At 71.4% G+C, this 25,504-nt stretch carries 18 protein-coding genes; 10 read left to right on the forward strand and 8 right to left on the reverse strand.

Translation table 11 applies throughout. The annotated features are described in order from the left end of the window. Nucleotides 1–261 precede the first annotated feature (261 nt). Genes BLQ91_RS11800 through BLQ91_RS11815 form a run of 4 tightly spaced genes read left to right on the forward strand, consistent with a single transcriptional unit; the run spans nt 262 to nt 4,478 of the window. A complete protein-coding gene (locus BLQ91_RS11800; RefSeq protein ID WP_090096852.1) occupies nt 262–1,533 on the forward strand; it encodes an ABC transporter substrate-binding protein in 1,272 nt (423 codons plus the stop codon). 49 nt (nt 1,534–1,582) lie between these two features. After that, nucleotides 1,583–2,497, forward strand: coding sequence for a carbohydrate ABC transporter permease (locus BLQ91_RS11805; RefSeq protein WP_090096853.1), 915 nt, complete (start codon nt 1,583–1,585; stop codon nt 2,495–2,497). Next, nucleotides 2,497–3,324, forward strand: coding sequence for a carbohydrate ABC transporter permease (locus BLQ91_RS11810; protein WP_090096854.1), 828 nt, complete (start codon nt 2,497–2,499; stop codon nt 3,322–3,324). Before BLQ91_RS11805 ends, BLQ91_RS11810 begins: the two co-directional genes overlap by 1 nt. A 2-nt stretch (nt 3,325–3,326) precedes the next feature. After that, on the forward strand, nt 3,327–4,478 hold the full coding sequence (locus tag BLQ91_RS11815) for a mandelate racemase/muconate lactonizing enzyme family protein (protein ID WP_090096855.1): 1,152 nt from the start codon (nt 3,327–3,329) through the stop codon (nt 4,476–4,478). Between the two features lie 121 nt (nt 4,479–4,599). Here BLQ91_RS11815 and BLQ91_RS11820 read toward each other — a convergent pair whose 3' ends face one another. Beyond that, on the reverse strand, nt 4,600–5,373 hold the full coding sequence (locus BLQ91_RS11820) for a FadR/GntR family transcriptional regulator (protein ID WP_090096856.1): 774 nt from the start codon (nt 5,371–5,373) through the stop codon (nt 4,600–4,602). A gap of 325 nt (nt 5,374–5,698) precedes the next feature. On the opposite strand from BLQ91_RS11820, the gene BLQ91_RS11825 reads away from it, so the two are divergent. The 5 genes from BLQ91_RS11825 (at nt 5,699) to BLQ91_RS11845 (ending at nt 15,738) form a co-directional block, all read left to right on the forward strand. Next, complete coding sequence (locus tag BLQ91_RS11825; protein WP_090096857.1) at nt 5,699–8,071, forward strand: RICIN domain-containing protein; 2,373 nt, start codon at nt 5,699–5,701, stop codon at nt 8,069–8,071. Between the two features lie 512 nt (nt 8,072–8,583). Further along, complete coding sequence (locus BLQ91_RS11830) at nt 8,584–9,924, forward strand: glycoside hydrolase family 10 protein (protein WP_090097204.1); 1,341 nt, start codon at nt 8,584–8,586, stop codon at nt 9,922–9,924. 90 nt (nt 9,925–10,014) lie between these two features. Next, nucleotides 10,015–11,376: a glycoside hydrolase family 43 protein gene (locus tag BLQ91_RS11835; protein ID WP_090096858.1), complete on the forward strand. Its 1,362-nt coding sequence runs from the start codon at nt 10,015–10,017 to the stop codon at nt 11,374–11,376. Nucleotides 11,377–11,482: 106 nt separating this feature from the next. Beyond that, complete coding sequence (locus BLQ91_RS11840; protein WP_090096859.1) at nt 11,483–14,335, forward strand: glycosyl hydrolase family 95 catalytic domain-containing protein; 2,853 nt, start codon at nt 11,483–11,485, stop codon at nt 14,333–14,335. Nucleotides 14,336–14,445: 110 nt separating this feature from the next. Beyond that, nucleotides 14,446–15,738 (forward strand): ricin-type beta-trefoil lectin domain protein, encoded by a 1,293-nt coding sequence (locus tag BLQ91_RS11845; protein ID WP_090096860.1) that lies wholly within the window; start codon nt 14,446–14,448, stop codon nt 15,736–15,738. Nucleotides 15,739–16,000: 262 nt separating this feature from the next. Here the strand turns inward: BLQ91_RS11845 and BLQ91_RS11850 are convergent, their stop codons facing one another. The 7 genes from BLQ91_RS11850 to BLQ91_RS11880 all read right to left on the reverse strand — a co-directional run bounded on the left by BLQ91_RS11850 (nt 16,001) and on the right by BLQ91_RS11880 (nt 24,309). Next, a complete protein-coding gene (locus tag BLQ91_RS11850) occupies nt 16,001–16,624 on the reverse strand; it encodes a DUF1345 domain-containing protein (protein WP_090096861.1) in 624 nt (207 codons plus the stop codon). Nucleotides 16,625–16,785: 161 nt separating this feature from the next. Then, on the reverse strand, nt 16,786–17,592 hold the full coding sequence (locus tag BLQ91_RS11855) for an alpha/beta fold hydrolase (RefSeq protein ID WP_090096862.1): 807 nt from the start codon (nt 17,590–17,592) through the stop codon (nt 16,786–16,788). Between the two features lie 9 nt (nt 17,593–17,601). Next, nucleotides 17,602–18,474, reverse strand: a complete 873-nt coding sequence (locus tag BLQ91_RS11860) for an alpha/beta fold hydrolase (protein WP_245733352.1) — start codon at nt 18,472–18,474, stop codon at nt 17,602–17,604. 39 nt (nt 18,475–18,513) lie between these two features. After that, nucleotides 18,514–21,285 (reverse strand): ATP-binding protein, encoded by a 2,772-nt coding sequence (locus BLQ91_RS11865; protein WP_342670632.1) that lies wholly within the window; start codon nt 21,283–21,285, stop codon nt 18,514–18,516. A 267-nt stretch (nt 21,286–21,552) separates the two neighbouring features. Then, on the reverse strand, nt 21,553–22,356 hold the full coding sequence (locus BLQ91_RS11870; RefSeq protein ID WP_090096863.1) for a class I SAM-dependent methyltransferase: 804 nt from the start codon (nt 22,354–22,356) through the stop codon (nt 21,553–21,555). Next, the gene (locus BLQ91_RS11875; RefSeq protein ID WP_090096864.1) at nt 22,349–23,173 is read right to left on the reverse strand and encodes a class I SAM-dependent methyltransferase; all 825 of its coding nucleotides are present in this window, start codon (nt 23,171–23,173) and stop codon (nt 22,349–22,351) included. The genes BLQ91_RS11870 and BLQ91_RS11875 overlap by 8 nt, the downstream gene beginning before the upstream one ends. After that, nucleotides 23,173–24,309 (reverse strand): GTP-binding protein, encoded by a 1,137-nt coding sequence (locus tag BLQ91_RS11880; RefSeq protein WP_090096865.1) that lies wholly within the window; start codon nt 24,307–24,309, stop codon nt 23,173–23,175. The genes BLQ91_RS11875 and BLQ91_RS11880 overlap by 1 nt, the downstream gene beginning before the upstream one ends. 250 nt (nt 24,310–24,559) lie before the next feature. On the opposite strand from BLQ91_RS11880, the gene BLQ91_RS11885 reads away from it, so the two are divergent. Further along, nucleotides 24,560–25,444 (forward strand): universal stress protein, encoded by an 885-nt coding sequence (locus tag BLQ91_RS11885; protein WP_090096866.1) that lies wholly within the window; start codon nt 24,560–24,562, stop codon nt 25,442–25,444. Nucleotides 25,445–25,504 lie beyond the last annotated feature (60 nt).

Here is a 25,504-nt window from a genome sequence, read left to right on the forward strand (position 1 = left end):
CGACTGCGCCGCGCTCCTGGCGCGGGGCCGGCAGGTCCGCGATGAACTCGTGCGGCAGGAAGAACACATCGCTGAGCGTCGGCGGCGGCTGGACACCTATCTCGCCGACGGTTACGAGGCACGTTCGGCCCGTTGACCGCGTTACCGCGCATCTCGCGTGGTGGCGAATGGGGGCGTCGGGTTGGGCCGTGCTGTCATTGACGTTATACGTCATACGACTTATGTTCAGCCCACGAGCCACCACTCGAAGGGTGAGCAGCGATGAAGCAGCGCACGCAGTGGTCCGCGGCCCTGGCCGCGGTTCTGGTCCTGACGGCCGGCTGCGGGAGCGCCGCGGGACCGGGATCGCGTTCCGGCGGGCCGGCGGACAAGCTCGTGGTCTGGGACTGGAAGTCGGGCGACGCCAAGGCCGCCGGGTACGTGCGCGAGGCCAAGGCCGACTTCGCGAAGAAGCACCCCGGTGTAGCCGTCGAGTTCGTCGCGCAGCCGTTCGACCAGTACTACACGTTGCTCGGCGCGGCCATCCAGTCCGGCAGGGGTCCCGACGTCGTCCTGTTCAACGGGGGCGGCCAGATCCGCGACCGCGCCGACGCCCTCGCCCCGCTGGACTCCTACGTCGCCGAGGACAGGCAACGACTGGCCGGGTGGGACGCGTTCACCAAGTCGGGCAAGGTGTACGCCGCGCCGGTGACGCTGCAGGGACATCCGCTCTACTACAACAAGGACCTCTACCGGAAGGCCGGCCTCGACCCCGAGGCGCCCGCCGCGACCTGGGACGAGTTCGTCCGCGACTGCGCCACCATCACCGAGAAGACCGGCGCCAGGTGCTTCGCGCTGGGCAACAAGGAGGGCATCGGCATCCAGTTCTGGTTGTCGGCGCTGGGATCGGCGGTGCTGACACCGCGGGAGTACGACGACTGGGTCGGCGGGAAGCGCGACTGGTCCTCCCCGGACGTCAAGAAGATCTTCGAGCTGTGGCGGCAGGCCGGCGAGTCCGGGCTCAACACCGACGGCGCCAACTCCACCGCGATGTTCAACGACGCGTTCGCGGCCTTCAACTCGGGCAAGGCGGCCCACGTCATCGGCCTGATGTCCGACGTGGGGCACTGGAAGGACTTCGCGGAGTTCCTCACCCCGGACAACGTCGGTGTGCGGAACGCGCCTTCGGTCAACCCCGTGGCAAAGCCGAGCCTGCCCTACGACGGCGGTATCGGCTACGCGGTCGCGAAGTGGACGAGGGATCCGAAGCAGGCGGCCGACCTCGTGCGGTCGCTGACGTCGGCCGGCGCGCTCGAGGCCTTCCACCGCGACGGGGGCGCGATCGCGGCCGACACCACGATCGGCACCTCGGCGGGCGGCCCCGCCGTCAGGACCATCGTCTCGGAGGTCAAGGCCGGCAAGCCCGCCCTGCACGTCGCCCTGGGGTCCAAGACGATCGAGCTCATGGGCCGTCTCTCGCAGCAGTTGCTCAGCGGCTCGGCCACGGTGGACGACGCGCTGCGGCAGCTGGCCGCCTCCGACAAGACGGGCTGACCGCGTGGCCACCCGGTCCGCGTCCACTGTGGACGTACTCGGAACCGCAGTGTCCACAAGGGATCGGACGGCGATCCCGCCACGGCGGCGCAGACCCAGGGGGTCGCGCGCCGAGCGGTTCGCACCCCTGGTCCTGCTGGCACCGGCCGTCCTGATCATCGTGGGACCGCGACTGTGGCCGCTCGTGCTCGGGATCAACTTCTCGTTCACCGGGGACGGCGACCGCGACGGCACGGCCGTCGGGTTCGACAACTACCTGACGCTGCTCGGCGATCCCCTCTTCCTCACGGCGCTGCGCAACGTCGGGCTGCTCGTGCTGCTGCTGCCGGTGGCCGTGGCGATCCCCGGGCTGCTCGCGACCTTCCTCCACCTGAAGGTGCCGGGACACCGCGTGTACCGCGGCGTCTACTTCTTCCCCGCCGTGCTCTCCCCCGTGATCGTCGGCGCGATCTTCACCCTGCTGCTGGCCTTCGACGGTCCGCTCAACACGGTGCTCGGCGGTCTGGGCATCGGGCCGGTGGACTGGCTCGGCGATCCGGACGTGGCGATCTTCGCCATCGTCGGCGTGCACGTCTGGGCGACGTTCGGCATGGCGCTCGTCGTCTTCCTGGCGGGTTTCGCCACCCTCGACCCGTCGTTGCTGGACGCGGCCGAGGTGGACGGCGCCACGCTGCCCCAGACCATCCGGCACGTCATCGTCCCCGGCCTGACGCGCACCATCCAGTTCGTCTTCGTCACCACCCTGATCGGCATGCTCACGTCGATGTTCGGCCTGGTGTACGTGATGACGAGCGGCGGCCCGGAGGGGTCGACCTACCTGCCCGAGTACTACGTCTGGATCCAGCAGGGGCAGATGAACCAGCCCGCGCTCGCCTCCGCCGCGTCCACCGCGCTGTTCCTGATCATGCTCGTGGTGGGACTGGCGCAGATCGCCGTCCTGCGGCGCACGGGCGGGGAGGACTGATGTCCGGCACCCGGCGGGCCGGGTGGGTCGCCGCGATTCCGATGGGCCTGCTCGCCCTGGCCACGGTCTACCCCCTGGTGTTCACCACCAACGTCGCGCTGAAGACCCGCCGCGAGTACGTCCTCGACCGGTTCTCCCCGGCGGGCTCGTGGAACTGGGACAACCTCGTCCGGGCGTGGACGGGTGTGGGGATGTCCCGCTACTTCCTGAACTCGGTCGTCGTCGTGACGTGCTCGGTCGCGCTGCTGCTCCTGATCGGGTCGATGGCGGGTTTCGCGTTGGCACGGCTGAAGTTCCGCGGTTCGTCCGTGCTGTTCCTCGGCGTGCTCGCCGCGTTGTTCGTCCCCTTCCAGGTGGTCATGGTGCCGCTGGCGCGGATCATGACCGGGGCAGGGCTCGTCGACACCTGGCCGGGCCTCGTGCTCGCCTACGTGGCGCAGTTCCTGCCGTTCACCATCTTCCTCCTGACCAGCTTCTACTCCACCGTGCCCGCGGACGTCGTCGACGCCGCCCGCATCGACGGCAACACGGTGTACGGGGTGTACTGGCGCATCATGCTGCCGATCGGCGCCCCGGCACTGCTGTCCGTCGGTGTGCTCGACGCGTTGTTCTGCTGGAACGACGTGCTGATCTCGTTGTCGCTGATGCCGTCGGCCGAGCACCGGACGCTCATGGTGGGCGTCACCTCGTTGCGCGGCCAGTACTCCGACGACATCCCGGCGTTCGCCGCCGGTGTGCTGATCGCGGCGGTGCCGGTCCTCGTCGTCTACCTGTTCCTGCAACGCCAGATCGCCGACGGCGTCACCGCCGGGTCCACGAAGGGCTGACCATGCGCATCATCGGATACCGGACCCTGACGACGGTCCAGAACTGGGGCCGGCCGGTCGGCGACGCCAACGGCGTGTACGCCGACGGCGTCGTCCGGGTGCCGATCGTCGTCGTCGAGACCGACACGGGCATCTGCGGCGTCGGGCTCGGCCCGTGCGTGGAGATCGAGAACGTCTTCGCCGCCATCGAGGGCGAGGACCCGCGGTCGGTCACCGCTCTCTACGACACGATGCTGCGCCGGACGTTCAAGGCAGGGCACGCGGGAGCGGTGTTCGGCACCATCGGCGCGATCGACACGGCGCTGTGGGACATCAAGGCCCAGGCGGCGGGTGAACCGCTGTGGCGGCTGCTCGGCGGGCGCGACCGCCGGGTGCCCGCGTACGCCTCAGGTCTCGACATCGCGTTGGACGACACCGAGTTCGTCGCGGTGTACGAGGCCTACGCCGAGCTGGGTGTGCGCGCGGCGAAGATCAAGGGTGGCCTCGACGTCGAGCACGACGCCCACCGGCTCGCCCTGGTCCGCGACGTCCTCGCCAAGGCGCGCCGGGGATCGCGGCCGAGCCTGATGCTCGACGTCAACGAGACCTGGACGCGCAAGCAGGCGGTCCGGTACGTGAGCGAGCTCGAGCGCACGCTGGACCTGACGTGGATCGAGGAACCGGTCCGGCGCTGGGACGCGGAAGGGCACGCCGCGGTCAGCCGCGGGGTCCGCGCCTCCGTCGCCACCGGGGAGAACCTCACGGGGCTCGAACAGCACAGGGCGCTCATCGCGGCCGGGGCCGTCGACATCGTGCAGACGGCCGCGGTCTGGGGCATCACCCACTTCCTGAGGGTCGCCGCGCTCGCGCACGCGCACGACCTGCCGGTCAGCCCGATCGGCACGACGCCCGCCGGCCTGCTGCACGCCGCCACGTCGGTGCCCAACCACCTGGTGAGCGAGCTGCAGGACGTCCAGCCGCCGGTGGGCGTCTCCGTGGACCTGCGCGTGGAGGACGGCGCCTACGTCCTGGGCGACAGCCCCGGGCTGGGCGTGCGCGTGGACGAGAAGGCGGTCGCCTTGGCGAGTCACCTGCTGCCCGACCCGCTGGCCGGCGGCGCGCACATCCGCCCCGAACGCGCCGGGCGGCGCCTGCACGCGGTCGAGACGGCCTGAGGAGATCCGGCCCTGCCCCGCCGGAGACCGGCGTCCGTTCGCCGCGGCGACTTCGGCCGGTGTCAGACGCGACCGTGCCGCCATGCGGTCCGGTCGCGGGCGCTGCGGCCGGTAAGCGCTTTCACCGGTTCAGCCGGCCGGGGTCCCCTGCTTCGCCGCGGCGCACGAGCCACGCCTCGGTGATGTGGGTGAACATGGCCTCCGCCGCGCCGGCGGGGTCGTGGGCGGCGATGCGGTCGAGGACGCGCCGATGCCCGGCGTTCGACGCCTGGCACAGCTCGCGGCTGCTCTCACCGCGGTACCCGGCCGTGTTGAGGACCTGCGACTGCAGCGAGCGCACGACGCCGCGGGCGATGCGGTTCCCCGACGCCAGCATGATCGCGTCGTGGAAGAGGCGGTCGTGCTCCTCGTAACCGGCGACGTCGTCGACGAGCTCGTCCATCCGGTCCACCAGTGCCCGCAACCGGTCGACGGTCTCGTCGTCCGCGGTGCGCGCGGCGACCTGTGCCATGTCGGACTCCAGCAGCCGCCGGGTCACGACGAGGTCGTCCAGGGTCGCGAGGCTCTCGTCCTCGGCGATCGCGGCGAGGAGCACCTGCTCGTCGAGCACGTTCCACTGCACCGGCGGGTTGACGGTCGTACCGGAGCCCTGGCGCACCGTGACGAGGCCCTTCTCCTGCAACACCTTCACCGCCTCGCGGATCACCGTCCTGCTCACCGAGAAGGTCTCGCAGAGCACCGGCTCGGGCGGCAGCGTCATGCCGGCGGGATAGCTGTGCCGGACGATCCGCTGCACCATTTCCGCGGTGACGGCCGCGGCGAGGCTGGCCGGTCTCCGCGTCCACACCGGATCCGCGGGCACGCCCTGTCCCGCCTGCCGTCCTGTCGCTGTCATGCTCGGCTCCGTTGCGCTGCGCCGTGGTGCTCCCGACTCCGAAGTGTACGTAACACCATTGACGTCACACGTCATACGAGTTACGTTCGGGGTGTTCCGCTGGCCGACTTCTGCACCGCGCCGGCACCGTTCGCTCCGCCCGAACGGAACAGTCCCGACCTGAGCACCGAACGCCGCGATCCGACGTTCCGCGAGCGCTCGGCGACCGGACGCCGCCGGCCCCGCCGCGTGCGATCACACCTCACCCGCGTGGACGTGGTGGCACGCCGTGCTCCGAGCGTCCACAAGCCCCGACAGCCGCCGCGCACCCACCTCAGGAGGTCCCTTGTCCACGTCCTCGTTCCCCGCGGCGCGGCGGCGAACAGCTCTCGCCGCCGTCGCGGTCGTGGTGGCCGCGGCGGTCGCCACCGCTCCCCCGGCCTCGGCCGCCACGACCACCCTGCACGCTTCCCCTTCCGGCACCGGCACCGCCTGCACCGCAACCGCTCCGTGCTCGCTGACGGCCGCGCAGTCGGCCGTGCGGTCCCGCACCGGCACCATGTCCGGTGACATCGTCGTGGAGCTCGCCGACGGGGTGTACCGGCTCTCGCAGCCGTTCCGGCTCACCGCGGCGGACTCGGGCACCAACGGCTACCGCGTGCTGTGGCAGGCGGCCGCATCGGCTCGTCCCGTCATCAGCGGCGCCAGAGCCGTCACGGGCTGGACGGTCGCCGACGCCGGCAAGAACATCTGGCGGGCGAACGTCGGTGCCGGTCTCGACAGTCGTCAGCTCTACGTCGACGGTGCTATCGCGACCCGCGCGCGCACGCAGGTCAACCGGTCCGACTTCACCTTCACCGACAGCGGCATGCGCTTCTCCAACGGCGCGTTGAGCTACCTGAACACCCTGGCGAACCAGAACCGGGTCGAGGTGGAGAGCGTCAACTCCTTCACCGACAGGTACTCGCCGGTGCAGAGCATCAGCGGCAACTTCCTGACGATGCAGCAACCCGCGTGGAACAACAACACGTTCGGCTACGACACGCTCAACAACCCGTTCCGCGCCGGCCCGCTCTACCTGGCGAACGCGTACGAGTTCCTGGACACGGCGGGCGAGTGGTACCTCAACCCCGGCACCGGTGTCCTGTACTACATCCCCCGCTCCGGGCAGAACATGAACAACGTCAGCGTCGAACTGCCGGCGTTGCAGTCGCTGGTCTCCGTCGGTGGCACCTACGACGCGCCCGCGCACGACATCTCCTTCGGCGGCATCACGTTCACCGGCACCTCGTGGCTCGGCCCCAGCAGCAACCAGGGGTACGCGGACCAGCAGACCGGTGCCTACATCTCCGGCAACTGGAACTGGCCGGCCGATCGGCTGAACTCGTGCCGGAGCGGCTGCCCGGCGTTCGAGGCGGTCCGGCCGCACTGGTCGCAGATGCCCGCCGCCGTCCAGATCTCCGCGGCCAGCCGCGTCACCTTCACCGACTCCCGCTTCGTCAACCTCGGGCAGACCGCGATCGGCATCGGCAACGACGCGAACGCGCACACCAGTGGAGTCGGCCTGGGCGCATCCGGCATCACGATCACCCGCTCGGAGATCGCGCAGAGCTCGGCGGGCGGCGTCGTGGTCGGCGGTGTGCGCGCCGACGCGCACCACCCGGGCGACCAGCGGATGGTCAACCGGGACATCACCGTCAGCCACAACCGCGTCCACGACCTCGGGATCGAGTACCGGGGAAACGTGTCGGTGCTCAACACCTACGTCACCAACGCGACCGTGGCCCACAACGAGGTCTACAACCTGCCGTACTCCGGCATCTCCCTCGGCTACGGCTGGGGCTCGAACGACGCGGGCGGCAGCAACCACTACGCCGGCCGGGGCCTCTACAACTACCAGCCCCGGTACTCCACTCCCACCACCGCGTCCGGCAACAAGCTGCTCAACAACTACGTCCACGACGTGATGCAGCAGATGACCGACGGCGGTTGCATCTACACGCTCGGCTGGAACCCGAACGCGGAGATCCGCGGCAACTACTGCTTGCGCACCAACGGGTTCTTCGGGCTCTACTTCGACGAGGGCTCCAAGTACTACCGCGCGACGGGCAACGTCTTCTCCGCCACCGGAACCTGGGCCACCGCCAACTACTACGGCGGCGAGAACATGGGCAACTGGACGCTCACCGGCAACTGGTCGAGCAACGGCAGCAGCAACATCTCCCACGGTGACCGCGGCAACGTGGTGAGCGGCAACGTCGTCGTCTCCGGCGGCACCTGGCCGGCCGGTGCCCAGGCCGTGATGGACGGCGCCGGACCGGGCGGTAGCGGCGGACGGGAGAACGTCACCGTCGCCGGCATCCAGTCCGGCCGTTGCCTCGACGTCGCCACCACGGCCAACAACAGCGCCGCGAGGTTGTGGGACTGCGGCGGCGGCGCGAACCAGCGCTGGACCTACACCTCCGGCAAGCAGTTCACGATCGGCGGCAAGTGCCTCGACGCCTCGGGCGGCGGCACCGCCAACGGCACCGCGGCGATCCTCTGGGACTGCCACGGCGGCCTGAACCAGCAATGGAGCGTCAACGCCGACGGCAGCGTCACCGGCGCGCAGTCGGGGCTGTGCCTCGACGCCAGTGGCAACGGAACGGCCAACGGCACGCCGGTCGTGCTCTGGGCGTGCCACAGCGGCACGAACCAGCAGTGGAGCCTGCGCGGCTGATCGGTTCAAGCGGAGCAACGGGCCGCCGGCACCCCGCTACGGCGCGCAGCGCCGGACGGGGCGACCGGCGGCACCGCCGTGCGCTCCGAAAGCTGCGCGGGTGTTAGCGCTCACTTCAGTCCGACGGCGTTTCATTCGATTCTTTTCGGCGGCATTCGACTGCGTTCGACATGCGTTTTCACCGCCTTTTCACCTCGCTTTCCTCCATCCAGCGCAATTCCGAGGACAAGTCGCGTTCGCCTTCTTGTGAGCGTGAACACCGAGCTGCAACACTCCTGGACGACGCACTCGCAGTCGCGTGGGGAAGGGGATGGCGATGCAGCTCTCCCGCCGAAGACGATTCGGCTTCGGCACCTACCTCCCTCCGCACCGCGGGTGACGGAGACGCACCACAGCCGCGATTGCGCGCACACGAGTGCCCCGGCACCGCCGCACCGGGTCTCCTCGGCGTGCACCGGATCGCCCCACCCATCACGCCCGCATTGCGGGCACGTCCGGTGAAAGTGTGGAAGATGAAACTGACATCGAGGTCGGTCTCACTCGTCCCGATCGTGTCGACAGCAGCGGCGGCGGCCCTGGGCGCCGTGCTCGTCGTGTCCGTCCCCGCCAGCGCGGCGACCACGCTCGGCGCCGCCGCGGCGCAGTCCGGCCGCTACTACGGCACCGCCGTGGCGGCGGGCAGGCTGAACGACCAGACCTACGTGAACATCCTCAACACCGAGTTCAACATGGTGACCGCCGAGAACGAGATGAAGTGGGACGCGACCGAGCCCAACCGCGGCCAGTTCAACTACTCCGGCGGGGACCGCATCCTCAACCAGGCCGTGGGCAACGGCAAGCGGGTCCGGGGTCACGCCCTGCTGTGGCACCAGCAGGAACCGGGCTGGGCCCAGCGCTTGGAAGGCTCCGACCTGCGCCGGGCCATGATGAACCACGTCACCCAGGTCGCCACCCACTACAAGGGCAAGATCTACGCCTGGGACGTGGTGAACGAGGCGTTCGCCGACGGCGGCGGCGGTGGCCGGCGCGACTCCAACCTGCAGCGCACCGGCAACGACTGGATCGAGGCGGCGTTCCGCGCGGCCCGTGCGGCCGACCCCGCGGCGAAGCTCTGCTACAACGACTACAACACCGACAGCATCAACCCGAAGTCCACCGGCATCTACAACATGGTCCGCGACTTCAAGGCCCGCGGCGTGCCGATCGACTGCGTCGGGTTCCAGTCCCACCTCACCAACAACGCGCCGCCGGACTACCAGGCGAACCTCCAGCGCTTCGCCGACCTCGGCGTCGAGGTGCAGATCACCGAGCTCGACATCGCCGGCAGCAACCAGGCGAACGCCTACGGAGCGGTCACGAGGGCGTGCATGGCGATCCGCGCCTGCACGGGCATCACCGTGTGGGGGATCCGCGACACCGACTCGTGGCGCGGCGGCGAGAACCCCTTGCTGTTCACCGGTTCCGGCGCCAAGAAGCCCGCGTACAACGCGGTGCTCGACGCGCTGAACGCGGGAGGCCCCACCACCACGACCACCACGACCACCACGTCCAATGACCCCGGCCCCGGTGGCTGCACCGCGTCGGTGTCGTTGAACCAGTGGAACGGCGGGTTCGTCGCCACGGTCAAGGTCACCGCCGGATCCGCCGCACTGCGCGGCTGGCGGGTGACGGCGACCCTGGGGAACGGGACGGTCACCTCCTCGTGGAGCGCCAACCGCAGCGGCACCAGCGGCACCGTCACCTTCACGAACGTGGACTACAACGCCAACGTGCCCGCGGGCGGATCCACCGAGTTCGGTTTCCAGGGCACCGGCAGCGGTAACGGCCTGAACCCCTCCTGCACCGCCACCTGACGTTCCGCAGCACACACCACCGGAGGACGGCTCCAGCGGCCTGGGCGTGCGGCCCGGGCCGCGGAGCCTCCCTGCCCCCAGGAGACGACGATGGCCACGAAACGAAGGTTCTGGGCGACCACCGCCGCAGTGGTGGGACTGGTCCTGAGCATGATCGCCCCCGCCAGGGCGGACAACCCGATCGTGCAGCACATCTACACCGCGGACCCCGCGCCACTGGTCCACAACGGACGTGTCTACCTCTACACAGGACACGACGAGGACGGCTCGACCTGGTTCACGATGAAGGAGTGGCGTGTCTGGTCCTCGGCCGACATGGTCAACTGGACCGACCACGGCTCCCCCATGAACCTCACCACCTTCAGCTGGGCCAAGCAGGACGCCTGGGCCGGGCAGGCGATCGAGCGCAACGGCAAGTTCTACTGGTACGTCCCCGTCGTCACCAAGGCCACCGGACGCCCGGCCATCGGCGTCGGCGTCTCCGACAGCCCCACCGGGCCGTTCCGCGACGCGATCGGCAGACCACTCGTCGAGAACGGTGAGATCGACCCCACCGTCATGATCGACGACGGCGGCCAGGCCTACCTGTACTGGGGCAACCCGAACCTCTCCTACGTCCGCCTCAACCCCGACATGACCTCCTACAGCGGCGGCATCACCAGGATCCCGCTCACCACCGCGGGCTTCGGCACCCGCACCGGCGACCCCAACCGGCCCACGCTGTACGAGGAAGGCCCTTGGGTCTACAAGCGCAACGGCCTGTACTACAACGTCTTCGCCGCCAAGTGCTGCTCGGAGTTCATCGCCTACTCCACCGCGCCCGGCCCCACCGGACCGTGGACCTACCGCGGCACCGTGATGCCCACGCAGGGCAGCAGCTTCACCAACCACGCCGGCATCATCGACTTCAAGGGCAGCTCGTACTTCTTCTACCACAACGGCGCCCTGCCCGGCGGTGGCGGCTTCACCCGCTCCGTCGCCGTCGAGAGGTTCACCTACAACGCCGACGGCACCATCCCGACCATCAACATGACCACGGCCGGGCCACCGGCCGCGGACACCCTGAACCCCTACGTCCGCCAGGAGGGCGAGACCATCGCGTGGGGCAGCGGTGTCGAGACCGAACCGTCGAGCGAGGGCGGCCTGAACCTCAGCCACCTCAACAACGGCGACTACGTCAAGCTGAAGAACGTCGCCTTCGGCAACGGGGCCAGGACCTTCACCGCCCGCGTCTCGTCCACCGTCGCGGGAAGCTCCGTCGAGGTCCGCTCCGGCGGCCCGACCGGCGCCCTCGCCGGAACCTGCTCGGTGCCGAACACGGGCGGCTGGCAGACGTGGACCACCGTCTCCTGCGCCGTCAACGGGCTGACCGGCACGCGCGACCTCTACCTGAGGTTCACCGGCGGCAACAGCTACCTGCTCAACGTGAACTGGTGGCAGTTCAGCGCCTGATCCGCACGAGGCGACGTCGTGAACTTACCGTCCCCTCCCCTGCTCCTCGTGGCCGACGACCACCAGGGGTGCTTCAGCGACCGCGAGAAACCTCTGGAGGACCGACATGTCCGACCTGAACCGCCGGCAGCTCATGAAGCTGGGCGCGGGAGTCGTGCTGACGCAGGCGGGGTGGACGGCCACCGGCACCGCCTCGGCGGCACCCGAGGAGGTGCGGGCGGCGAACGACCTCGCGCTCTGGTACGACCGCCCGGCCGGCAGCGACTGGCTGCGCGCGCTGCCGGTGGGCAACGGGCGGCTCGGCGCGATGGTGTTCGGCAACACCGACACCGAACGCCTGCAGCTCAACGAGGACACGGTCTGGGCAGGGGGTCCGCACGACTACAGCAACCCGCGGGGTGCCGGAGCGCTGGCGCAGATCCGGCAGCTCGTGTTCTCGAACCAGTGGACGCAGGCGCAGTCGCTGATCGACCAGACGATGCTCGGCAACCCGGCCGGGCAGCTCGCCTACCAGCCGGTCGGCGACCTCAGGCTGGTGCTGCCGTTCGGGACCGCGACCGGGTACCAGCGCACGCTCGACCTCACGACGGCGACGACCGCTGTCAGCTACGTGGTGAACAACGTGCGCCACCGGCGGGAGGTGTTCGCCAGCGCGCCGGACCAGGTGATCGCCGTGCGCCTGACCGCGGAGACGCCGGGGGCGATCTCGTTCACCGCGTCGTTCGGCTCGCCCCAGCGCACCACGACGTCCAGCCCGGACGCCACGACGATCGCGCTGGACGGGATCTCCGGCACCCAGCGGGGAATCGCGGGCACCGTGCGGTTCCTGGCACTGGCCAGGGCGGTGGCGGAGGGCGGCACCGTCACCAGTTCGGCGGGGACGTTGCGGGTGAGCGGCGCCTCCGCGGTGACCCTGCTGATCTCCATCGGCACCAGCTACGTCGACTTCCGCACGGTCAACGGCGACTACCAGGGCATCGCGCGCAGCCGCCTGAACGCCGCGCAGGGCCTGTCCTTCGACACCCTGCGGGCCCGGCACGTCGCCGACCACCAGGCGTTGTTCGGGCGCGTGTCCCTCGACCTGGGGAGGACCGCGGCGGCCGACCAGCCGACCGACGTCCGGATCGCCCGGCACGCCGGCACGACCGACCCGCAGTTCGCCGCGCTGCTCTTCCAGTACGGCCGCTACCTGCTGATCTCGTCGTCGCGGCCCGGCACGCAACCGGCGAACCTGCAGGGCATCTGGAACGACCAGATGGCGCCGGCATGGGACTCGAAGTACACCATCAACGCCAACCTGCCGATGAACTACTGGCCGGCGGACACCACCAACCTCGGCGAGTGCCTCCAGCCCGTCTTCCGCATGGTCAACGACCTGACGATCACCGGCGCCCGCACCGCCCAGGCGCAGTACGGTGCCCGCGGCTGGGTCACCCACCACAACACCGACGCCTGGCGCGGTGCGTCGGTCGTCGACTTCGCCGCGGCGGGCATGTGGCAGACGGGCGGCGCGTGGCTCTCCACGCTGATCTGGGACCACTACCGCTTCACCGGTGACGCGGACTTCCTGCGCACGTACTACCCGGCGCTCAAGGGGTGTGCGCAGTTCTTCCTGGACACGCTCGTCACCGAGCCGAACCTCGGCCACCTCGTCACCAACCCGTCCAACTCACCGGAGCTCAACCACCACGCCAACGCCTCGGTGTGCGCCGGGCCCACGATGGACATGCAGATCCTGCGCGACCTGTTCGACGGCTGCGCCGCCGCGTCCGAGGTGCTCGGCGTCGACACCGACTTCCGCGCGCAGGTCCGCGCGGCCAGGCAGCGGCTGGCGCCGACGCGGGTGGGCTCGCGCGGCAACGTGATGGAGTGGTTGTACGACTGGATCGAGACCGAACCGAACCACCGGCACGTGTCGCACCTCTACGGCCTGCACCCCAGCAACCAGATCACCAAGCGCGGCACCCCCCAGCTGCACACGGCCGCGCGTCGCACGCTCGAGCTGCGCGGTGACGCGGGCACCGGGTGGTCACTCGCCTGGAAGATCAACTACTGGGCACGGCTGGAGGAGGGTTCCCGGGCGCACGACCTGCTGCGCTCCCTGGTGACGACCGACCGCCTCGCGCCCAACATGTTCGACCTGCACCCGCCGTTCCAGATCGACGGCAACTTCGGCGCGACCTCCGGTATCGCGGAAATGCTGCTGCACAGCCACAACGGCGAGCTGCACGTGCTCCCCGCCCTGCCGCCGGCCTGGCCGGCGGGCAGCGTCTCGGGCCTGCGCGGGCGCGGCGGCTACACGGTCGGCGCGACCTGGGCGGCCGACGGCGCTGTCACGCTGTCCGTCGCCGCCGACCGGGACGGCACGGTCCGCGTCCGCAACCGGATCTTCACCGGCACGTTCGAGCTGCGCGACACGACCACCGGCACCGCGGTCGAGGCCGTGAAACCCGAAGCCGACGTCGCGCAGTTCACCGTCCAACGTGGACACGTCTACCGCGCGACCGGCCGGGGCACCGGCTCGGGACCCGTGGTGCAGCCAGGCGTGCCCTACCGGCTCGTCGCACGGCACAGCGGGAAGTACGCCGACATCGGCGGCGTGTCCACGGCACCCGGCGCGCTGCTGCAGCAGTGGTCCCCGACCGGCGGGCTCAACCAGCAGTTCGACTTCCTCGACTCCGGCGGTGGGTACTACCGCGTCCGGGCCCGGCACAGCGGCTTGGTGCTCCAGGTCGCGGGCACGGCCACGGGCGCCGACGTCACCCAGCAGACCGACACCGGCGCCACGTCCCAGCAGTGGCGCGTGACCGACCAGGGCGGCGGGGTGATCAGCCTGGTCAACCGGTGGAGCGGCCTCGCCCTCGACGTGTGGCAGGCGTCGGCCGCCGACGGTGCCCGGATCTCCCAGTGGACCCCCAACGGGGCCGAGAACCAGCGGTTCCAGCTCCAGCCGGCGTGACGAACCGGAGGAACGACGATGTTGCAGCAGCACAGCGGGCTCACACCGGCCTCGTCCGCCCCCGACGGCAACACTCGCGCAGCCGCCTGACCATCACGGGAGTGAAACCCATGCGACAGAACACCATCCACCGACGGGCGTGGTCGCTGATCGCGGCGGCCGCGCTGGTCCTCTCCGGCGCCGGTGCCACCCACGCACAGGCAGAGGCTCCGGCCGAGCAGACCGTGCTCGCGGGCACCGCCGGCTGCGGCAAGGCCCCCACGCTGCGCAACGGCGCCCACACCATCCAGAGCGGCGGCAAGAACCGCTCGTTCATCCTGAGCATCCCGGACAACTACGACAACACCCGCCAGTACCGGCTGGTCTTCGGGTTCCACTGGCTGGGCGGCACGGCGAACCAGGTGGCGGGCGGCGGCAGCGACGGCGACGTCTACGCCCACTACGGCCTGCGCCGGCTGGCGAACAACTCGGCGATCTTCGTCGCGCCGCAGGGGCTGAACAACGGCTGGGGCAACTCCGGCGGCGAGGACGTCAGGTTCGTCGACGACATGCTCAGCCGGATCGAGAACGACCTCTGCGTCGACACCACGCAGCGCTTCTCGCTCGGCTTCAGCTACGGCGGCGCGATGAGCATCTCATTGGCCTGCTCCCGTCCGACGGTGTTCCGCGCCATCGCCGCGATCGCCTCGCCGGGCGAGATCAGCGGGTGTGCCGGCGGCACCGCGCCTGTGGCGTTCATGGGCATCCACGGCATCAGCGACAACATCGGGTCGGGGCGCGGCCAGCGCGACCGCTGGGTCCGCAACAACGGCTGCACGCCGCAGAACGCCCCGGAACCCGCGCGGGGCAGCAACACGCACATCACCACCACCTACTCCGGTTGCCGTACCGGCTACCCGGTGGTGTGGGCCCCGTTCGACGGCGGCCACCAGCAGGGACCGGTGGACGGATGCGCGGGCTGTGAGAGCGGTGCCCGCAGCTGGGTCAAGAACGAGGTGTGGAACTTCTTCACCGGCGACACGACTCCGAGCCCCACCTCGTTCCGGTTGCGCGGCGAGTCCTCCGGTCGCTGCCTCGACGTGTCCGGCGCGGGCACGGCCAACGGCACCCAGCTGATCACCTGGGACTGCCACGCGGCCGCCAACCAGCAGTTCACCCAGAACGGTCAGGCACTGCAGGTCACCGGCAAGTGCCTCGACGCGCCCACCGGCGCCGGTTCCGGTACCAGGGTGCAGATCTGGGACTGCCACGGCGGCGCCAACCAGAACTGGGACCTCGGCGGCGGCACGGCCGTCAACGTCCAAACAGGACTGTGTCTGACCTCCGGCGGCACGGGCAACGGCGCGGCCGTCACCCTGGCCACCTGCCGGGGCAGCGCCGACCAGCGCTGGGCCAAAGCCTGACGTCACCCGCTCCCGCACCGGACGAGCGTCCACCGGCACACCCCACCCGATCCGCAGGCGCACCCTCCCCGGTGGCGGTCTGGCGGCGCTCGCCGCACCCGCACGGCGGCGGGTGCCCGCGATCCAGTGGTCCGCCACGGGTGGGCTGAACCCGGTGTTCGACCTCCTCGACGCCGGCACCGGCGGGATGGACGCTCACGCAGCCGTGAGCGTCCATCCCCCGATCACGCAGAACCACCCGGCCTGCGGCACCACCGGGCGGTCAGCCGCTGATGACGCCGATGGCGATGCCGAGCATCGCGGTGTTGTAGATGAACGAGAGCACGCCGTGCGCGAGGATCCGCAGCCGCATCCTGGAGGTGCGCGACTCGACGTCGGAGACCGCGAACGTGGTGCCCACGGTGAACGAGAAGTAGGCGAAGTCGATGAAGGTCGGGTGCTCGGTGCCGGGGAACACCAGCACCTTTTCGGGCAGGGCGCTGTAGTAGGCCTGCGCGTAGCGGTCGGCGTAGCCGAAGTGCAGGATCGCCCACGCCAGCAGCACCGCGAGCACACCCACGGCCTTGCCGAGCGCCGCCGCCTGGGTGCCTTCCTCGATGAGCACGATGGTCAGGCCGGACGTGATCCCGACGAGGCTGGTGAACAGGGTGAACAGGGTGCCGCTGCGGCGGCCCAGCGCGGTCTTGACCCACGCGCCCCGGTCGTCTCCCGCCCGCTTGCTGCGGCTGAGGCGGATGACGCGGATCGCGAGGTAGACGACGGCGATGAGGTCCCACAGCGCGATCCATCTGGTGTCGTTCACCTCCGCGAAGAAGATGGGGATGCCGAGCAGGGCGAGCGTGCCCTCCAGGATCCGGGACAGCACGATTGACAGCTTGAAGCGCATGACTTCCTCGGTCGGGATAGCAGGGTGGGTCGGCGGGCGGCCGACGTGCGACGCGCACGGCCGAGCGATCCGCTGGCACAGGGACGTCCGCCGGAAGCGGTGCTGCGGCCTGCCGGCCGCTCCGGCCCCGCGACCTCGAGGTCACGGGGCCGGGAGAGGCGTCAGCCCGCGGCGCGGCGGACGAGTTCGACGACCGCGTTCGGGTGCGAGACCGCCACGGCGTGCGACGCTCCCTCGACGGTCGCGGTGGCGCGTGAACCCGCCCGGCCGGCCATGAACTCCTGCGCCCGCAGGGGGATGTTCTTGTCGGCGCCGGCCAGCAGGAACCACGAGGGGATGCTCGCCCAGGCCGGCGTGCCCGACGCCTCGTTCAGGGCGGCGTCCCGGATGGGGCGCTGGGTGCTGGCCATCAGGGCGGTCTGCCGTGCCGGGACGTCGGCAGCGAACTGCTGCCGGAACAGCGAGGGCTTGATGTAGAGGTCCGTCGAGCCGTCGGGCAGCGGAACGGGTGCCAGCGTCTCCCCCAGCGTGCTGCCGGGGTACTTCGCGGCGAGCTGCGCCGCGGCCTCACCCCCGGCGGGGGCGAAGGCGGCCACGTACACCAGCGCCTTGACCTTCGGGGAACGCGCCTTCACGTTGGTGATGACGGCACCGCCGTAGGAGTGGCCGACGAGCACCACTGGCCCGTCGATGGTGGCGAGAAGCGTGTCGAGCGCCTGGGCGTCGGAGGCGACCCCGCGCAGGGGGTTGGCCACGGCGATGGCGGTGAAACCCTTGCGCTGCAACCGTTCGATGACGGGGTTCCAGCTCGCGCCGTCGGCGAAGGCGCCGTGGACGAGGACGATCGTGGGCTTCTGCCCGGCCGGCGGGTGGGCGGCCACCGCGTTCGAGATGCCGAACAGGGCGAGCCCCGAGGCGGCGACGAGCACGGCCAGCAGAGCGGTGAAGCGGTGCGTGAGTCTGTGCATCTGCGGGTCTCAGTCCGTGAGGAAGGCGAGCAGGGCGGCGTTGACCTCGGCCGCGTGCGTGAGCAGCAGGCCGTGCGGAGCACCGTCGATCTCGACGTAGCGCGCGCCGGGCAGGCGGCGGCGGAACTCGCGGGCGGTGGCGTCGATCGGCAGGATGCGGTCGGCGGTGCCGTGCAGGATGAGCGACGGCACGTCGATGCGCTCCACGTCGGCCCGGAAGTCCGTCAGCCACGCCGGGACGCACGCGTACGCCGCCACCGGCGCCGAGGCGATGGCGGTGGCCCAGTTCGCCCGGAGCGCGGCATCGCTGAGACGGGAGCCGAGCGTCTCGTCGGTGTTGAAGAAGTCGACGAAGAAGTTCTCGTACCAGGCGTAGCGGTCGGCCTCGGCCTGCTCGGCGATGCCGTCGAACACCGACTGCGGCACGCCGGCGGGGTTGTCGTCGGTCTGCAGCAGGAACGGCTGGAGCGCGCCGAGGAAGGCCGCCTTCGCCACCCGCTGCGAGCCGTAGGTGCCGAGGTAGCGGGCGACCTCGCCCGAGCCCATCGAGAAGCCGACGAGCACGACGTCGTTCAGGTCGAGCTGCGTCAGGACCTTGTCCAGGTCACCGGCGAAGGTGTCGTAGTCGTAGCCCGTCATGGTCTTGCTCGACCGGCCGAAGCCGCGGCGGTCGTAGGTGATGACGCGGTAGCCGGCCTTGACCAGCGCGTCGGTCTGCTTCTCCCACGACTGGCCGTCGAGCGGGTAGCCGTGGATCAGGACGACCGGCTGGCCCGAGCCGTGGTCCTCGTAGTACAGCTCGACGTCGGTCGAGCCCTCGGTGCCGACGGTGATGGTTCCCATGGTGCCTTCCCGCCCGTCCGCCGTGTGCGAACCGGGCATGGCACGAACCTAGGGAGCGGTTGGGTTCTGCCGCGTCCGTCAGCCGACGTCTTCGACGTACGTAGTCGTGCTGCGCAGCACCGCGCCGAGCTCGCCGCGGGAGGTGACGCCCAGCTTGGGGAACATGCGCTGCAGGTGCGTGCTCACCGTCCTGGGCGAAACGTACAGCCGCTCGCCGATCTCCCGGTTGGTCAGCCCCTGCGCGGCGAGCTGGGCGACGTGCAGCTCGGTCGAGGTGAGCCGGTCGACGGCGACCGGGTCCTGCCGGGGCGAGGACGTGCCCGCGGCACGCAGCTCCTGACGTGCCCGCTGCGACCAGGCCGACGCGCCGAGCGCGTCGAAGACCTCGCACGCGGCCTGCAGCACGACGCGCGACTCCGCGGGCCGCCGGTGCCGCCGCAGCCAGGCGCCCAGGGCGAGGTGCACCCGCGCCCGCTCGAACGGCCAGTCGACGGGGACGGCGCCGAGGGCCTCCCGGTACAGCTGCTCGGCGGTGTCCGGCGGGCTGAGCAGGGCACGGCCGAGGCGCAGCCCGCAGAGCAGGGCCGGTGAGGGGGTCTGCTCCGCGAGCGGGGCGAGTTCGCGCAGGACGTCCCGCGCCGCTTCGGCGGACTCGCTGCGCACCGCCGCCTCGACCAGTTCGGCGACCCCGTAGAAGCGCAGCCACGGGTGGAAGGCGGGGTCGGCCGGCTCGAACACGCGGAGCAGGTGCCCGAAGGCGTCGCCGTAGCGGCCCTGGCAGAGGGCTTCCTGTCCGCGGGCCATCTGCACGATGGCCAGCGCCGGGCGCGCACCGCCGGGCAGCGCGGTGCGTTCCGCCTCCGCTGCCCACTCCTGCGCGCGCGGGTCGCCGCAGACGGCGGCGACCTGTGCCCGGATGGCGTGCACCATCGCGTGCACGAGGGGCTGCCCGGTCTCGCGGGCCAGCTCGCCCGCCTCTTCGGCGGCGAGCTGAGCGGCGCGCACGTCAGCGAGCCGTGCGGCCCCGCCCGCCTGGACGCACAGGGCTCTGGCGAGCATCGACAACCGGCCCCGTGCCCGCAGGGCGTCGAGCGACCTCGTGGCCAGCCGGCTCGCCAGGGCGGGAGCGCCCATCATCACCGCGGCACTGCCCAGGAGCTGGTCCCAGTCGGCGTCCTCGGACCACCGGTCCAGCTGAGCGGCCAGGGACTCCAGGGCGGCGCGTCCGCGCTCGACCGGCGCGCAGTACGCCCGCAGGGCCACCACGCCCGCGTTGTCCGCGTCCACGGGCATCCGCTCGGCGGCGACGGCGATCCGCCGGCGGGCGGCCGGCCCCGGCTCGCCCCAGAAGCAGTGCAGGACCGCGCCCCACAGCATGCGCAGGCCCAGCGCGGGCTCACCGCTGGCGGCGACCTCCACAGCCAGCTCCGCCAGCTCGGCGGTCGCGGTGCCCTCGCCCTGCGCCGACCCCTCGACCAGGACGATGTCGACCCAGGCCGCACGGCCCCGGTTCCGCACCGAGAGGTCGTGCGAGCGCGCCTGGCCCAGCAGGTGGGCCGCGGCCTCGCACTGGCCCGACTCCAGGGCGAGCTCGGCCGCGCGCAGCAGCCGGTCCGCACGCGCGGAGGGGTCCGCGGTCAGCTCCGCCGCCCGCCGCAGCGCGGCGAGGGCCGCGGCGACACCGCCGCGCCGCAGAGCCCGGTCGGCGGTGAGGACCAGGTCCCGCGCCGCGTGCTCGTCGGGACCGGCGGTGGCGGCCGCGCGGTGCCACGCCCGCCGATCGGGCTGCCCCTCCAGTTGCGAGGTGAGAGCGGCGTGCGCGGCCTGCCGTTCCGCGGCGGTCGCCGCGTGGTGCAGCGCCGAGCGGACCAGCGGGTGCCGGAAGACCATCCCCCACGGCTCCAGCAGACCGGCGTCCACCGCCGGCGCGAGGGCGGCGGTGTCGACCGCCGTCCCGAGCATCCGGCCGGCGGCGGCGAGACACTCGTCCATCGTGCCGTCGCCGTTGAGGGCGGCGAGGAGGAGAACCGCCCGCGTGTCGGCCGGAAGACGGGACACCCGCGCCGTGAAGGTCCGTTCGAGCCGCTCGGTCAGCGGCAGCGGCCCCGGAGTGAGCGCGTACGCCCCACCGACCGCCCGCAGTGCGACCGGCAACTCGGTCAACGCCAGCGGGTTCCCGGCCGCCTCCGCCAGCAGCCGCCGCCTGACCTGCTGCCCCAGGCCGGGAGCCACCGAGTCCAGCAGTTCCCCCGACACCTCGTCCGTCAGCGGGTCCAGGTGCAGCACCGGCAGCCCGGCACCGGTCAGCCGGTCGTCGAGGAAGCGGGTGACGGCGACCAGCGCGAGGGGGTCGGACTCGATCCTCCGCGCGACGAACCCGAGGACGTCGAGGCTGGCCCGGTCGATCCAATGGGCGTCCTCGACGACCACCAGCAACGGCGCCTTCACCGCCGCGTCCGACAGCAGGGTCAGCGCCGCGAGGCCGACCAGGTAGAGGTCCGGCACGGTCTCGTCGGCGAGCCCGACGGCAGCGCGCAGCGCGGCGCGTTGCGGTGCGGGCAGGTCGTCGATCCCGTCCCGCAGCTGGTGGACCAGCTGGTGCAGGCCGGCGCAGGGCACGTGCTCCTCCGACTGCACCCCCACCGCCGTGATCACCCGCGTCCCGCGCTCCGCTGCCCGCGCCGCCGCCTCGGCGACCAGCGCCGACTTGCCGATCCCGGGAGAGCCGTGGACGGCCACCGCGCCTCCCGACCCGGAGGCGGCCTGCTCGACGAGGGCAGCCAGTGCGCGGCGCTCGGTCTCACGACCCAGCAGGGCCCGTCGTTGCATGCCGAACTCTCTCTTCTCCACCGCCACCTGCCGCGCCCGGGACACGCGGAACCTGCTGGCCCCCGCGTGACTCGCACGAGCCGGACAGGGGACGCGGGCCGCACAACGGCACGCGTGCCGCCGTGGCGAAAGCCGGGGCTCCAGTGCCTGCGGCAGTATTGCAGCACCACCCCGACCCTTCGACGGGCTTGTTGCTCACCGAGGTGGTGCGCCTCACATCCGGTACCTCCACCGAGGCCACGCCCGTGCACGCCGCCGCTTCGGCTCGGCGTGGCCGGACGCGAGAAATCAACGACGTCCGCTGCCGATCAGCGTGGTGGCGTCGAGCTCCTCCAGGCAGGCCTCCCCCAGCGACGTCAGGTAGCGCTCGCGCACGTCCGCGACCAGCTCGGCGGGCACCTTCGCGAGCGCTCCCCGGAATCCGGATCCGACGACCACCAGCCACGCCACCTCCGGCGTCATCGTCAGCGCCAGCTCGTGCACGGTGACCTCGACGTCGGCCAGACCGCGTCCGGTCAGCCAGGCCGCGTAGGTGTCCGCCTGGTTGACCTCGTCGATCAGGTGCGGTGGGCGGGGCGCCGGTACGGGCGTGTTCGTGACCTCGGCGATCGCGAGGCCGAGGTGGCGGCCCGCCGCCACCATCGCCTCCCCGCGCCAGATGGTGAACACCGCCCGCCCACCGGGCCGGGCCCGGCTGATCAGGTGGTCGGTCCCGGCGGTCATGTCCGGGAAGAAGAAGATGCCCAGCGCCGACTGCACCACGTCGTAACCCTCCCCCGGCCACGTCGTCACATCGGCTTGGTGCGCGTGCAGCTGAGGCAGGCCGGTCGACAGCCGGCGCAGCTCGTCCACCATCGGACCGGACAGGTCGACGGCGTCGACGTGCCCGTCCACCCCGACGAGCCGCGCCGACGGGATCGCCGAGGCGCCGGTGCCGCAGCAGGCGTCGAGGACGCGCTCGCCGGGTTTCGGATCGGCCACGGCGACCGCCGCCGCGCCGATCGGCTCCCAGAGGTGGCGGCCCAGCGCCGTGAAGTCGGCCGCCGCGGCGTCGAACGCGCCGCGGACCTCGGTCTGCCGGTCCTCAGCCATGACCTCCCCGTTTCACTCCGATGTGGACGGTTCTGGCACCGAGCAGTGCCACGTCGTCACGCGCCCCCAGCCAAGCCGATGACGAGCGGTCGAGCAACGCCGCCCACGCCCGCAGGTCGTCCTCAGCCAGGAAGGCCCGCGCCCGCCCGACCCGCGCGGCGAGTTCCGCGAGCACGACCTCCCGCACGGAGGACCCGAGCGGTGCCGGCAGGTCCAGCAGGACGCTGCGGCTGGTGACCTGCTCGAGCCCGGCGGTCCTCATCAGCTCCGGCCACCCGCGTGCCTCGCGCACGACACCGGGCCTGCCCTCGAACCACGCCGTGAACCACTCGTTGTGCGCGGCGTCCAGCCTGCTCTCCAGGCCGGGCCTGCCGGCACCGACGTCCCACGGCAGGCACCGCGCCGGCAGACCACCCTCGCCGAGGGCGAGCACACCACCGGGTGCGAGCAGGTCCGCCAGTCCGGACACCGCGTCCTGCCACGACAACGCGTGGTGCACGCAGGCACCCGACCAGATCAGCGACACCGGTTCCGACAGCGGAACCGGGCCGTCGTCGAGCTCCTGCAGGACCGTGCGCACACGGTCGCCCAGCCCCGCTCGTGCGGCGCGGTCGCGGACCATCCCGAGCATCGCCTCGTCGTTGTCCACGGCGTACACCCGCAGCGCGCGCTCGGCCAAGCGGACCGTGCTCGTCCCGGCTCCAGGTCCCACGTCGGCCACCACGCCGCCGATCGGCAACGAGTCCAGCAGCGCGAGCTCGGCCGGCGCGAACACCGCTTCCGCCGCGGCGGGGTCGGCGGTCGACGGGCCGGTCATCAGGCGTGCTCGTGCAGGTCGGCGAGGTCCCACAGCGGCAGCGGATCCTCCAGCGTGCGCCAGTGTTCCGGCCCGGCCGCGAACTCCTCGTCGGTCAGCAAGGCGGGCTCGAGCCGCCGGCGCGGTTCGTCGAGATCGAGGCCGACGCCGATGAAGACGAGCTCCTGACGGCCCCACGGGGTGTCCAGCAGCTGCCCCGGTTCCAGGGTGAGGTTCGGGCCCGCCTGCGACCACACGGCCAGGACGTCGGGGCGGCTCGCGATGTGGCAGAAACCCTTGCTGCGCAACACTCCCTCCCAGTCGGCCAACGCCGCCGTCAGCCGGGCCGGGTGGAAGGGCCGCGAGGCCCGGAAGGCGACCGAGCGGATGCCGTACTCCTCGGTCTCCGGGACGTGGCCGGTGCCCGCGAGCTCCTGGGCCCAGCCAGGCGCCTGCGCGGCGGTGATCGGGTCGTAGCGCCCGGTGTCGAGCACCTCGGCCAAGTCGACGACGCCGTGCCGGGTGTGCAGCAGCCGGGCGACGGGGTTGAGCCTGCGCAGCACGGCGTCGAGCGTCGCGAGCTGCTCCTCGGTCACCAGGTCCGTCTTGTTGACCACCAGCAGGTCCGCGAACTCGACCTGGTCGACCAGCAGGTCCGAGATCGTGCGCTCGTCCCCCTCCGCCGCGGCGATGTCGCGTTCGGCCAGCTGGTCACCGGTGGTCAGCTCGCGCAGGAACCCCGCCGCGTCCACGACGGTGACCATCGTGTCGAGCTGGGCGTGGTCGGACAGGCTGGTGCCGTCCTCGAACGTCCAGTCGAAGGTCGCGGCCACCGGCATCGGCTCGGAGATGCCCGTGGACTCGATCAGGATCGTGTCGAACCGGCCCGAGCGCGCCAGCTCGCCGACGCTGTCGAGCAGGTCCTCCCGCAGCGTGCAGCAGATGCAGCCGTTGGTCAGCTCGACCAGCCGTTCCTCGGTGCGGTCCAGGCTGCCCTGACCGGCGACCAGCGCGGCATCGATGTTGATCTCGCTCATGTCGTTGACGATCACCGCCACCCGCCGCCCCTCCCGGTTGGCGAGCACGTGGTTGAGCAACGTCGTCTTCCCGGAGCCCAGGAAACCGGACAGGACGGTGACAGGTGTGCGTCGAAGCATATGCACATGATAATCATCTTCATACTTGCTGTGACTCGTCATCGCGACTTCCTGCGGGGCCACCACAGCGACGACCGGGGACCCGAGCAGAAAGTCCCGGCCGCCGACGGGAACTCGGTCCCTGGTGTGCCCTCTGCGCGGCGGCGATGATCAGAACAGCTCGAACGAACCAGCGGCCCGGTGCCGACGCACCGAGCACGCCCAGTGGTCGCGGCCGTTCGACGGCCCGACGAAGCAAGGAGAGATACCCATGGCGGATGCAGCGAACCGGCCCGTGGTGGTCGGCGTGGACGGGTCGGCGTCGGCCGCGCAGGCAGTGCGCTGGGCGGCCCGCGAAGCCGTCCGCCGTGATGCGCCACTGGTGCTCGTGCACACGACCGCGGCCGTTCCCGCAGGCGCGCCCCACACGGTAGCGCTGGGCGCCTACCGGGACGCGCTGACCGAGCAGGGCCACCAGTGGCTCGCCGCAGCGTCCGCCACGGCCCTCGAAGCCGCACCCGAGGTCGAGGTGAGCACCGAGCTGACCGGGGGCTGGGCCGCCGAACAGCTGATCGGGCGCTCGGCCTCGGCCGAGCTGGTGGTGCTCGGCACCCGAGGGCTGGGCGGCTTCACCGGCCTCGTGGTCGGATCGATCGCGGTGGCGGTGACCACCCACGGCCACTGCCCCGTCGTGGTCGTGCGCGGACCGGACGCGCAGACCGAACCCCGTCAGGACGGCCCGGTCGTGGTCGGCGTCGACGGATCACCGGCCAGCCGAGCGGCGATCTCCTTCGCCTTCCAGGCCGCGGCCTCCCGCAACGCGCCCCTCGTGGCCGTGCACGCCTGGAGCGACCTGCCCACGGACGTCTGGGACCTGATCGCCGACTGGGAGACCATCCAGGAACAGGAGTCCAAGGCGCTGAACGAGCGACTGGCCGACCACCTGGCCCAGTACCCCGGCGTGACCGTCGAGCAGGTCGTCGCCCGCGACCGCCCGGCCCACACCCTGCTGACGCAGGCCGAGAACGCCCAGCTGGTCGTCGCCGGGTCCCGCGGCCGCGGAGGATTCCGGGGCCTGCTCCTCGGATCCACCAGCCAGGCCCTCATCCACCACGCCACCTGCCCGGTGGCCATCGTCCCGTCGCCCGGCCCATGACCGCGCCGACGACCACTACGGCTGCCCGACCTCGCCACCGACGGAGCTGATCACTTCCGG

This window comes from Lentzea jiangxiensis, assembly GCF_900104175.1.
Taxonomy (GTDB): Bacteria; Actinomycetota; Actinomycetes; order Mycobacteriales; family Pseudonocardiaceae; genus Lentzea; species Lentzea jiangxiensis.

What these genes read in the sequence shown, in the direction of transcription:
- BLQ91_RS11800 (WP_090096852.1), top strand. Translation starts at nt 262, where the DNA reads ATGAAGCAGCGCACGCAGTGGTCCGCGGCCCTGGCCGCGGTTCTGGTC.
- BLQ91_RS11810 (WP_090096854.1), top strand. Translation starts at nt 2,497, where the DNA reads ATGTCCGGCACCCGGCGGGCCGGGTGGGTCGCCGCGATTCCGATGGGC.
- BLQ91_RS11815 (WP_090096855.1), top strand. Translation starts at nt 3,327, where the DNA reads ATGCGCATCATCGGATACCGGACCCTGACGACGGTCCAGAACTGGGGC.
- BLQ91_RS11820 (WP_090096856.1), bottom strand. Translation starts at nt 5,373, where the DNA reads ATGACAGCGACAGGACGGCAGGCGGGACAGGGCGTGCCCGCGGATCCG.
- BLQ91_RS11830 (WP_090097204.1), top strand. Translation starts at nt 8,584, where the DNA reads ATGAAACTGACATCGAGGTCGGTCTCACTCGTCCCGATCGTGTCGACA.
- BLQ91_RS11835 (WP_090096858.1), top strand. Translation starts at nt 10,015, where the DNA reads ATGGCCACGAAACGAAGGTTCTGGGCGACCACCGCCGCAGTGGTGGGA.
- BLQ91_RS11840 (WP_090096859.1), top strand. Translation starts at nt 11,483, where the DNA reads ATGTCCGACCTGAACCGCCGGCAGCTCATGAAGCTGGGCGCGGGAGTC.
- BLQ91_RS11845 (WP_090096860.1), top strand. Translation starts at nt 14,446, where the DNA reads ATGCGACAGAACACCATCCACCGACGGGCGTGGTCGCTGATCGCGGCG.
- BLQ91_RS11850 (WP_090096861.1), bottom strand. Translation starts at nt 16,624, where the DNA reads ATGCGCTTCAAGCTGTCAATCGTGCTGTCCCGGATCCTGGAGGGCACG.
- BLQ91_RS11855 (WP_090096862.1), bottom strand. Translation starts at nt 17,592, where the DNA reads ATGCACAGACTCACGCACCGCTTCACCGCTCTGCTGGCCGTGCTCGTC.
- BLQ91_RS11860 (WP_245733352.1), bottom strand. Translation starts at nt 18,474, where the DNA reads ATGCCCGGTTCGCACACGGCGGACGGGCGGGAAGGCACCATGGGAACC.
- BLQ91_RS11870 (WP_090096863.1), bottom strand. Translation starts at nt 22,356, where the DNA reads ATGGCTGAGGACCGGCAGACCGAGGTCCGCGGCGCGTTCGACGCCGCG.
- BLQ91_RS11875 (WP_090096864.1), bottom strand. Translation starts at nt 23,173, where the DNA reads ATGACCGGCCCGTCGACCGCCGACCCCGCCGCGGCGGAAGCGGTGTTC.
- BLQ91_RS11880 (WP_090096865.1), bottom strand. Translation starts at nt 24,309, where the DNA reads ATGCTTCGACGCACACCTGTCACCGTCCTGTCCGGTTTCCTGGGCTCC.
- BLQ91_RS11885 (WP_090096866.1), top strand. Translation starts at nt 24,560, where the DNA reads ATGGCGGATGCAGCGAACCGGCCCGTGGTGGTCGGCGTGGACGGGTCG.